The following is a 1540-nucleotide window of genomic DNA, read 5'->3' on the forward strand; positions in this document are numbered from 1 at the left end:
AGGTAGATAGGTTCGAGGTGGAAGCATGGCGACATGTGGAGCTGACGAATACTAATCGATCGAGGACTTAACCCAATAAGTATTGAAATAAGTGAACGATATGAATTTCTTGATACGAACACATTATCTAGTTTTGAAGGATCAACCTTCAACTGAATATGTCTGGTAATGATGGCGAAGAGGTCACACCCGTTCCCATACCGAACACGGAAGTTAAGCTCTTCAGCGCCGATGGTAGTTGGGGGATCTCCCCCTGTGAGAGTAGGACGTTGCCAGGCAGATATATGGAGGATTAGCTCAGCTGGGAGAGCACCTGCCTTACAAGCAGGGGGTCGGCGGTTCGATCCCGTCATCCTCCACCATTTAGATTTTTTCACTTAGTGAAAATAATCATTCATTTAGCCGGTGTAGCTCAGTTGGTAGAGCAACTGACTTGTAATCAGTAGGTCGTGGGTTCGACTCCTATCGCCGGCACCATCTTTCTTTGACATAACGAAGTTATGGTTAACTTAATTTCATAATACTACTTTTATTACGTGCCATTAGCTCAGTCGGTAGAGCATCTGACTTTTAATCAGAGGGTCGAAGGTTCGAGTCCTTCATGGCACACCATTTATCTTGCGGGTGTGGCGGAATTGGCAGACGCGCTAGACTTAGGATCTAGTGTCTTTGACGTGGGGGTTCGAGTCCCTTCACCCGCATTGTATTTTTTATTAGCGGAAGTAGTTCAGTGGTAGAACACCACCTTGCCAAGGTGGGGGTCGCGGGTTCGAATCCCGTCTTCCGCTCCAACAGACTTGCCCTTGCCGGGGTGGCGGAACTGGCAGACGCACAGGACTTAAAATCCTGCGGTAGGTGACTACCGTACCGGTTCGATTCCGGTCCTCGGCACCAGAGTTTTTTACAGCAGTAAAATAATTTTCATTAATATGCGCCCGTAGCTCAATTGGATAGAGCGTTTGACTACGGATCAAAAGGTTAGGGGTTCGAGTCCTCTCGGGCGCGCCAATAACGGGGAGTAGCTCAGCTTGGTAGAGCACTTGGTTTGGGACCAAGGGGTCGCAGGTTCAAATCCTGTCTTCCCGACCAGTAGGAAACTTTAATATGACGGGGCCTTAGCTCAGCTGGGAGAGCGCCTGCTTTGCACGCAGGAGGTCAGCGGTTCGATCCCGCTAGGCTCCACCAACAGAACTTATGATGTAATGATCTTTGAAAACTAAACAAAACAACAGCGTCATAACGTCGGTTCTACGGAACACGACAAAATGATTTTAAGTAAGACAAGCTAGCAAATTTTGAGCAAAAGCTCAGACTCTTTATTGGAGAGTTTGATCCTGGCTCAGGACGAACGCTGGCGGCGTGCCTAATACATGCAAGTCGAGCGGACCTTTTAAAAGCTTGCTTTTGAAAGGTCAGCGGCGGACGGGTGAGTAACACGTGGGCAACCTGCCTGTAAGACTGGGATAACTTCGGGAAACCGGAGCTAATACCGGATAATATAAGGAACCTCCTGGTTCTTTATTGAAAGATGGTTTCGGCT

The 1540-nt window shown here is 48.2% G+C and carries 9 tRNA genes and 2 rRNA genes; all 11 read left to right on the top strand.

From position 1 onward, the window contains the following. Positions 1 to 161 precede the first annotated feature (161 nt). Positions 162 to 278: ribosomal RNA gene (rrf, locus tag FZC76_RS22765) — 5S ribosomal RNA — on the top strand. Between the two features lie 8 nt (positions 279 to 286). Then, positions 287 to 362: transfer RNA gene (locus FZC76_RS22770), tRNA-Val, on the top strand. 39 nt (positions 363 to 401) lie between these two features. Then, positions 402 to 477: transfer RNA gene (locus FZC76_RS22775), tRNA-Thr, on the top strand. 59 nt (positions 478 to 536) lie between these two features. Beyond that, positions 537 to 612, top strand: a tRNA-Lys gene (locus tag FZC76_RS22780). 8 nt (positions 613 to 620) lie between these two features. Further along, positions 621 to 701 (top strand) — tRNA-Leu (locus tag FZC76_RS22785). A 15-nt stretch (positions 702 to 716) separates the two neighbouring features. Then, positions 717 to 791, top strand: a tRNA-Gly gene (locus tag FZC76_RS22790). 14 nt (positions 792 to 805) lie between these two features. Beyond that, positions 806 to 894: transfer RNA gene (locus tag FZC76_RS22795), tRNA-Leu, on the top strand. 37 nt (positions 895 to 931) lie between these two features. Further along, positions 932 to 1008, top strand: a tRNA-Arg gene (locus FZC76_RS22800). A 4-nt stretch (positions 1009 to 1012) separates the two neighbouring features. Further along, a tRNA-Pro gene (locus FZC76_RS22805) sits at positions 1013 to 1089 on the top strand. Between the two features lie 20 nt (positions 1090 to 1109). Beyond that, a tRNA-Ala gene (locus tag FZC76_RS22810) sits at positions 1110 to 1185 on the top strand. 131 nt (positions 1186 to 1316) lie between these two features. After that, positions 1317 to 1540, top strand: a 16S ribosomal RNA gene (locus tag FZC76_RS22815); the annotation flags it as partial.

Origin of the sequence: Sutcliffiella horikoshii, assembly GCF_008180725.1 — a bacterium.
In the GTDB taxonomy this organism is placed as follows: Bacteria; Bacillota; Bacilli; order Bacillales; family Bacillaceae_I; genus Sutcliffiella_A; species Sutcliffiella_A horikoshii_B.